This is a genomic window from Ideonella azotifigens, from assembly GCF_006519715.1.
Lineage (GTDB): Bacteria > Pseudomonadota > Gammaproteobacteria > Burkholderiales > Burkholderiaceae_C > Ideonella > Ideonella azotifigens.
Window position 1 is genome coordinate 1 of sequence record NZ_VIDT01000207.1, and the last position, 8,278, is coordinate 8,278.

Below are 8,278 nucleotides of genomic sequence, written 5' to 3' on the forward strand. Positions count from 1 at the left end.
GGCGGCGAACCGATTCACCGCCAGCGCCCGGCGTGTGCACCAGCAGCAGCCAGGCTCGGGCTTCAGCCTCGGGCAGCTTCGTGGTGCTCATGGCGGCGGAGCCGGCGCTGCGGGCGCGCGCATCGCGGCAGGCCAGTGCGGCCTGTCGTTGCGGGCTCAGGGCTGGGTGAACTTGTCGCCAGAGTGCACGGGATCCTGCACTTGCAGGATCAGCGCGTAGGACACGCGCTCGAAGACGCGGAAGACGAACAGCAGGCCGTGGCGCTCGTCGGGCAACACCAGCATCTTGCTCTTGTCGGTCGGGTCCGGGCGCCGGGTGCCGGCGCGCCAAAGCGCCAGCACATGGCCGCGCTCGACGCCATCGCGCAGGCCGCGGTTCAGCGACACGATCTGGTTCTGGCCGGCGTTCAGGCCATCCCCATAGACGGCAATGATCCTGCCCTTCAGGCCATTGGACGGGGCGTGCGGTGCAAACGGGCTGGTGTCGCGCGGGGGCAGCGGCGCCAGGTGGTCGCCGACATTGGCTTCTTCGCGCAGCGTGTTGATGCGGAAGACCGATGGCGCGATCTCGTCGGCGCTGGTGAGCGAGCTCACATCGGGCTTGGCGATCAGCTCTGCGGTGCCGACATGGCGAGCCTCGAAGCCCAGGATCTCGCCGGTTTCTGGATCGGTCAGCGGCTTGGGTTCGCGGAACAGCTGCCAGTTGCGGGCGGCATCCACGTCACCCTTGACATAGGCGGTTTCACCGCGCGAAAGCAGCACGCGGCCTTCCTGGGTGGCAACGATTTGCGGCGACAGTTCCAACTGGTTGGTCTCGAAGACCACCGCGTCGTTCAGGAACGGGCCGATCAGGTGCATGGGCACCGAGGAGATCGCGTCGGTGATCAGCGGCTCGGAACGCACCCGCGGCGACAGCTTTTCCTCGTTGCCCACCGGGCGGCCCAGCGTCAGCCGCGCGCGGCCATTGGACTTGTCCAGGAACAGCACCTGACCCGGGTAGATGAGGTGCGGGTTGTGGATCTGCTCCATGTTCATGCCCCAGAGCTCGGGCCAGCGCCACGGGCTCTTCAGGAACAGCTTGGAGATGTCCCAGAGCGTGTCGCCCTTCTTGATGGTGTAGCTGTCAGGCGCATTGGGCGACAGCTCGGACAGCGGCACACCGGCCTGGGCCACCTGCTGCGCAGTGCTGCGCTGGCCTGGGGTGATGGGGTAGTCCACCGCAAAGGCGCCCGAGGCAGTCAGTGAGCCGGCCAGGGCGAAGAACAATGGGGGCAGGCAGTGGAATGACAGACGGCTCATGGATGGAGACTCCCGGACGATGAGCCGGAAATTTGTGACAGTGCAACAATTCCGGTTGACGGCGGCCGGGCGCTGGAAGCCCACCCGTCGCATGACCACCGGCGGGCAATGCTAGAAACTCCGGCAAATTCTGCCCCTAAACCCTTGATGCCGCAATGAAATCGGTTTAACGAAACAGGCTGAAACAGCTGTGTTGTGAAACCGCACGTTGCGCAGGGTCAACAATGGCGAGTGCGCTTGCTCCTTTTTTCGCGCACCGCTGACAGATCGATTCCCATCCTTTTCGACACCATGGCCCTGCTTCCGATTCTTCGATATCCCGATCCCCGCCTGCACAAGGTGGCCGAACCGGTGCTGGCGGTGGACGCCGAAGTCCGGCAACTGGTCGACGACATGCTGGCCACGATGTACGAGGCCGAAGGTGTTGGCCTGGCCGCGACCCAGGTCGACGTGCACCGCCGCGTGATCGTGATGGACACCTCCGAGGGCCGCGACCAGCCGCTGGTGCTGATCAACCCGGAGCTGCTGAAGCTCAGCGACGAGATGACCGTCGGCGAGGAAGGTTGCCTCTCCGTGCCCACGATCTATGACGAGGTGCCCCGGCACGCCAGGGTCACCGTGCGTGCGTTGGGCCGTGACGGCCAGCCCTACGAATTCGATGCGGACGGACTGACGGCGGTCTGTGTGCAGCATGAAATGGATCACCTGGCCGGCAAGGTGTTCGTCGAATACCTGAGCCCGCTCAAGCAAGGCCGCATCAAGACCAAGATGCTGAAAAAGACGCGCGACGACGCCAAATCCCGTTGAGCGCGCCGGAATCGACGCGCATGGGTGATTCTTCGTCTTCTCAGGACGCCTCGGCTCCGCATCCGCTGAAACTGGTGTTCGCCGGCACGCCCGAATTCGCCGCGGTGGCACTGCAGGCCTTGCTGGCCGCCGGCTTCGAAGTGCCGCTGGTGATGAGCCAGCCAGACCGCCCGGCCGGCCGCGGCATGAAGCTGCAGGCCTCGCCGGTCAAGGCGCTGGCGCTTCAGCACGGCGTGGCGGTCAGCCAGCCGCGCAGCTTGCGGCTGGACGGCAAGTACCCGGAAGACGCCGCTGCGGCGCGCGAAGCCTTGCTGGCCGCAGCGCCCGACGTGATGATCGTCGCTGCCTACGGTCTGATCCTGCCGACCTGGGTCCTGGACCTGCCGCGCCTGGGCTGCCTGAACATCCATGCCTCGCTGCTGCCCCGCTGGCGCGGCGCTGCCCCGATTCATCGCGCCATCGAGGCCGGCGATGCGTGCACCGGCATCACCATCATGCAGATGGACGCCGGCCTGGACACCGGCGACATGCTGCTGATCGGCGAACAGCCCATTCAGGCAGGCGACCGCACCACCACGCTGCACGACCGCCTGGCCGCGCAAGGGGGCGAGCTGATCGTGCAGGCGCTGCAAACCCTGCAGCGCGGCGAGCCGCTGCCAGCCACGCGGCAGCCGGAAGACGGAATCACCTACGCACACAAGATCGACAAGGCCGAAAGCGCGATCGACTGGCGGCTGCCGGCCGCGTTGATCGAGCGCCGGGTGCGTGCGTTTGACCCGTTCCCGGGCGCCAGCTTTGTCTGGGACGGCGAGCTCGTGAAGCTCTGGCAGGCCGAGTTGCGACCGGCACCAGCTGGCGTGCAGCCCGGCCAGGTCCTGGCAGCGGGCGACGAATTGCGCATCGCCTGCGGCGAAGGCGCGCTGGCCCTGCGGCAGGTCCAGCGGCCTGGCGGTAAGCGCTTGCCGGTCGCGGCGCTGCTGCAGGCCAAGCCTGGCCAGGTCGGACAGACCCTGCCGTTGCCCGAGTGAACCGGCGCAACGGTTGAACTTCGGCGGTCCGCCGCCATCTGATCCAGCGACACGGTCATGGGGCCGCGTCGGTCGCGCCGCCTGTTGGCGCGTGTGTTTCGATGCTGGAAGGAAAGTTCGCCATGTTCAACCTGATGAAGACCGCTGTGCTGATGGCGGCCATCACCGCGCTGTTCATGATCATTGGCCGGCTGCTGGGCGGCCAGCAAGGCATGGTGCTGGCGCTGGTGATTGCGCTGGGGATGAATTTCTTCAGCTACTGGTTCTCCGACAAGATGGTCCTGCGCATGTACAACGCGCAGGAAGTCGACGAAACCACCGCGCCGCAGTTCTACCGCCTGGTGCGCGAGCTCGCGGCCAGGGCTGAGCTGCCGATGCCGCGGGTCTACCTGATCCAGGAGGACGCGCCCAATGCCTTTGCCACCGGCCGCAACCCGCAACACGCCGCGGTGGCCGCGACCACCGGCATCCTGCGCGTGCTCAGCGAGCGCGAGTTGCGCGGCGTGATGGCGCACGAGCTGGCGCACGTGAAGCATCGCGACATCCTGATCTCGACCATCAGCGCGACCATGGCCGGCGCCATCAGCATGCTGGCCAATTTCGCGATGTTCTTTGGCGGGCGCGACAGTGAAGGCCGCTCGGTCAATCCCATCGTCTCGATTCTGGTGATGCTGCTCGCGCCGCTGGCTGCCAGCCTGATCCAGATGGCCATCAGCCGCTCGCGCGAGTTCGAGGCCGACCGCGGTGGCGCGCAGATCTCCGGCGACCCGCAGGCCCTGGCGTCCGCGCTGCAGAAGATCCACCGCGCAGCGCAAGGCCTGCCGCTGGAAACCACCGAGCGCCACCCGGAAACCGCGCAGATGATGATCATGAACCCGCTCTCCGCCGGCGGCCTGCGCGGGCTGTTCTCGACCCATCCTTCGACCGAGGAGCGTGTCGAGCGCCTGCTCGCCATGGCCGCGGGACGCTGAGAAGACCCGCTTTCCGGCGCCAGATCGGGCCATCGCAGGCTCAAGCCCGCGGTGATGCGGGCCGATAGACCAGGGATGCGCCGCATCCTTGTGTCTACCCTTGTCCTTGCCAGCCTGCTGGCCGGCTGCGACCAGTTGGGCATCGAGTCCGCCACCGTCGTTGCCGAGAAGAAGTCCGCCGAGGGCAAGGCCATTGGTGCGGCCTGCCGCCACGCTGGCCGCGCCATCGAAGACTGCTACACGCTGAACAAGAAGGCCGAAAAGGCGTCCATCTACGCCGGCTGGCGGGAGATGGACGACTACATGCGCGAAAACAAGATCGAACCGGTGGTGCCGGTGATCAAGCCGGAAGAGAAGAAGCCCAAGCCGCCCGAAGGCGATGACGCTGCCGACGACAGCAAGCCTGCTGCCAGCGAAGCCGGGAAAGACGGCAAGGACGCCAAGCCTGCCAAAGACGCCAAGAAACCGGCGCACTGACCCAGGCCCGCGGGCTGGGCTTCAGGCTGCATGCCATTCCAGGTGTTGCCTGGCGAAGATCTCGCGCAGCTGGCCGGCCTGGCCCAACGCGGTGAGCGCCTGGGTCAGGGCCTGAGCCAGGTCCATACTGTCGCGTTTGACGGCCAGACCCACCGCCCAGCCGTCACGCGGCGCGCGCGGCATGGGCAACGGGGTGATGGCGTAGCGCGGGTCGTTCCGGATCACCGTCTCCAGCTCCGAGGCCAGGCCGGCGGCCGCCACCACCTCACCGCGCAGCAGCGCCTGGGCCGCCTCGGTGCCGTCCTTCCACTGCGTGTGCAGGGACTCCCTCAGCATGCCGTCGTTGGCGCCGATCAAGAGCCAGCCGGCCAGCGACTGGCCCTGCACCGCCACAGCTTGTCCGGTCAGCGGTTCCAGCGTGTCCAGCCGCGGCAGGGCCTGCAGGCGGCGGGCGATGGCCACGCGCTCCCGGCAATAGGGGCCGAACAAAAGCACTTGCGGATTGGCTTCCATCAACGGGGCGTCCACCGGCACATGCAGCAACACGTCGGCCGGGCCGTAGCCCAGGTAATGACCCTTCCAGACCATGTTGCGCAGGTCGTCGTTCATGTTGTCGTCAGCGTAGAACGGCATCAGCGCGAGCTTCACCTGCAAGGCATCGGCCAGCGCCTGGGCCAGGTCCACGTCAATGCCGCGGCCGTCCACATGGAACGGCGGCATGTCCTTGTAGATCGCGAACCTGAGGGTGCCGCGTTCTCGCACCTGTGCGAGCGTGGTCGCCGAGGCGGGCCACATCGGCGTGGCGAGGGCCGTGGCAGCGGCCGTGGCAGCGAGGCCGCGCAGCAGCGCGCGGCGGGTCCAGGGAGCGTCTCTCATGGGAATCTCCTCCAGCATCAGGGCAGGGGTTTTTCGCGCCGGGTTTCCAGGTAGGTCTTGATGGTCCACAGCGCCTCCTGGCTCAGCACGCCCTCGAAGGGCGGCATGTAGACCGCGCCATTGCGGCTGCGGCCATGGCGCACGGTGGTCATGAAGTAGTCGTCCATCTCGGCCTTGCAGGACTTGCGCAGCTCGGCGCCCTGCATGCCCACGCAGTCGTTGTCCAGCCGGCGCAGGTCGGGCGCAATGCCGCCCGAGATGGCCTCCAGCCCGTGACAGCGGGCGCAGTTCTGGTTGAAGCCCGAGGTGCCGATGCGCACCGCGACCTCATTGCCGCTGAACGGGTTTTCACTCCGCCAGGCTTCGCCCAGATTGGGCAGGCCGGTGGTGTCCACCGGTTGTGGCGTCACGTCGCCGTGGGCCCAGGCGGCGGCGCTGGCGATGCTGCACAGCAGCATGCTTCGACGGGCCCAGCGGCCGAGCCTGTCGCGGGATGATGGGCGGTTCATGGTGTGTCTCCTTGTTCTTGGTTCGAGGCCGGATGCGCGTCTTCAACGCAAACCATGTGCCACCGGGAAATGCTTCACGTGGGAACAGTTGTTGCGTCAATTCCCTCTTGCAGATGCTTCTGCTCCAATCAACCGGCCCGCCTGCGAGCGGGGAGGCTGGCAAGGCTGCTGTCAGCCTGAAGCCGGCCATCGGAGCCTGTTGCAGGAATGAACAGTCGCGGGCACCCCGGGTGGCACATGCATCAGGGTTGACCCGCGAGATCTCACGGAGACAACCTGCGCGTGAGCGCGGGAGGAGAACTGGATGACGATGTCTGTGGCTGACTCAGAGGCCAACGGGACGGGACCTCGCGCTGGCGCCTGGACCTCCCCGGTGGCCGTGCCCCAGGAGAACCTGCCGGCCCGGACAGAGCTGATCGAGCAATCCCATTTGCGCTGTGCAGCCCTGGGCTTGACCCGGGTGGAGCGGCCGGATTTCGAGCCCTTGCTGCGCGGCGACCTGAACATCGCGCGCGAGCGCAACCTGCGGCTGTCCAGCCATGCCGCGCCGGTGATGGAGATGCTGCTGGAGCAGATCGTCAACACCGGCAGCATGATCGTGCTGACCGACGCGCAGGGCACCATCCTGCATACCGTGGGCGACGACGAATTCCTGGCCCGGGCCAACAAGGTGGCGCTGGCGCCGGGCGTGAACTGGGCCGAGCAGTCCAAGGGCACCAATGCCATTGGCACCGCCCTGGTGGACGAGTTGCCCACCCTGGTCCACGCCGGCGAGCACTTCATGCACGTCAACAGTTTCATGACCTGTTCCGCCGCGCCGATCTTCGACCCGCGCGGCAACATGCTGGGCGTGCTGGACGTCACCGGAGACCAGCGTGTGTACCACCAGCACACCATGGGCCTGGTGAGGATGTCGGCCCGCATGATCGAGAACCACTGGCTGACGGACGACAGCGGCGACCGACTGCGTTTGCACTTCCACATCCGGCCCGAATTCATCGGGACCTTGCTGGAGGGCATCCTGGTGGTGGGCGGCGATGGCCGCATCCTGGGGGCCAATCGCAGCGCGCTGGACCTGCTCGACATGAGCAGCGCCGCCGTGCGCATGCACAGCTTGGTGAGCCTGCTCAACACCAACGTCGGGGCCTTGATCGACCACCTGCGCGCACCGCTGGCTCAGCCGATGCGCCTGCACCTGGCCAACGGCCGGCTGGTGCACCTGAGTCCGCGGGCCAGCGGGTCCTTGCAGCGCATCACCGGCCTGCCCGGGGGCCTGACGACCGTGCCGGAAATGCGGGCCGTCCCCGCCGGCGAATCCGCCGGTGCGGCCACGCGTCCGGTGGCCGAATCCCGCATGTCCGGGCTGCACTACCTGAGCACCGGCGACGCGCAGTTCGAGGCCGTGGCGCGCAAGGTCCAGCGCATCCTGAACCGCGACATCCCGCTGATGATCCTCGGCGAGACCGGCACCGGCAAGGAGCTGCTGGCCCGCGCCGTGCACCAGGACTCCGAGCGCGCGCGCCAGCCCTTCGTGGCGGTCAACTGCGCCTCCATCCCCGAGACGCTGATCGAGGCCGAGCTGTTCGGTTACGAGGAAGGGGCCTTCACCGGCGCGCGTCGCAAGGGGGCAACCGGCCGCATCCTGCAGGCCAACGGCGGCACGCTGTTCCTCGACGAGATCGGCGACATGCCGCTGGGCCTGCAGGCCCACCTGCTGCGGGTGCTGCAGGAGCGCTGCGTGACGCCGCTGGGCAGCCAGAGGTCCATCCCGGTGGACATTGCGGTGGTCAGCGCCACGCACCGGGACCTGCGGGCCATGATCGAACAAAGCAGCTTCCGTCAGGACCTCTACTACCGCCTCGACGGGCTGGTCGTGCGGCTGCCGGCGCTGCGCGACCGCAGCGACCTGACGGTGGTCGCGCAGCGCATCCTGATGTCGCTGGGCGTGGCCGGCTCGCTGGCGCTCAGCCCCTCGGTCATCGCGCTGTTCAACCGCTACCACTGGCCGGGCAATGTGCGGCAACTGGCCACGGTGCTGCGCACGGCGGCAGTGATGGCGGCCGGGGAAACGCAGATCACCGAGGACCACCTGTCCGACGACTTCCTGGACGACATCCGGCGCATGCGCAGCAGCGAGCTCCGTGCGGGCGCGCATGGGCTGGTTGAGGCGCTGCCCTCGGCGCCAGCCATCGCGGTAGCCTGGGCACCCGCGAGCGCCCCGCGCGAGTTGCCGCCCGCCGCGCCCTCACGCGAGCTGAGCTTGACCGCTGCCGGCCCCGCGGCTGCGCGCACCCTGGTCGAGGCCGAGATC

8 protein-coding genes are annotated in these 8,278 nt (G+C 67.6%); 5 read left to right on the top strand and 3 right to left on the bottom strand.

The window, feature by feature from the left end; translation table 11 throughout:
* Window positions 1-156: 156 nt before the first annotated feature.
* Complete coding sequence (locus FKP22_RS14135; RefSeq protein WP_141288121.1) at window positions 157-1,299, bottom strand: LysM peptidoglycan-binding domain-containing protein; 1,143 nt, start codon at window positions 1,297-1,299, stop codon at window positions 157-159.
* Window positions 1,300-1,590: 291 nt separating this feature from the next.
* On the opposite strand from FKP22_RS14135, the gene def reads away from it, so the two are divergent.
* From def to FKP22_RS14155, 4 genes are all read left to right on the top strand, one after another.
* A complete protein-coding gene (gene def, locus FKP22_RS14140) occupies window positions 1,591-2,106 on the top strand; it encodes a peptide deformylase (RefSeq protein ID WP_141288122.1) in 516 nt (171 codons plus the stop codon).
* A 65-nt stretch (window positions 2,107-2,171) separates the two neighbouring features.
* Entirely contained in the window at window positions 2,172-3,134 is a 963-nt protein-coding gene (fmt, locus tag FKP22_RS14145) for a methionyl-tRNA formyltransferase (protein WP_141288127.1), read from the top strand.
* A gap of 122 nt (window positions 3,135-3,256) precedes the next feature.
* Entirely contained in the window at window positions 3,257-4,105 is an 849-nt protein-coding gene (gene htpX, locus FKP22_RS14150; RefSeq protein WP_141288123.1) for a zinc metalloprotease HtpX, read from the top strand.
* Window positions 4,106-4,180: 75 nt separating this feature from the next.
* Window positions 4,181-4,582 (top strand): hypothetical protein, encoded by a 402-nt coding sequence (locus FKP22_RS14155; RefSeq protein WP_141288124.1) that lies wholly within the window; start codon window positions 4,181-4,183, stop codon window positions 4,580-4,582.
* 21 nt (window positions 4,583-4,603) lie between these two features.
* Here the strand turns inward: FKP22_RS14155 and FKP22_RS14160 are convergent, their stop codons facing one another.
* Complete coding sequence (locus tag FKP22_RS14160) at window positions 4,604-5,458, bottom strand: substrate-binding periplasmic protein (RefSeq protein ID WP_141288125.1); 855 nt, start codon at window positions 5,456-5,458, stop codon at window positions 4,604-4,606.
* Window positions 5,459-5,475: 17 nt separating this feature from the next.
* Complete coding sequence (pedF, locus tag FKP22_RS14165; RefSeq protein ID WP_141288126.1) at window positions 5,476-5,967, bottom strand: cytochrome c-550 PedF; 492 nt, start codon at window positions 5,965-5,967, stop codon at window positions 5,476-5,478.
* A gap of 373 nt (window positions 5,968-6,340) precedes the next feature.
* On the opposite strand from pedF, the gene FKP22_RS14170 reads away from it, so the two are divergent.
* Window positions 6,341-8,278: sigma-54-dependent Fis family transcriptional regulator (locus FKP22_RS14170; RefSeq protein ID WP_233446847.1), on the top strand; the 1,938-nt coding region annotated here is incomplete at its 3' end.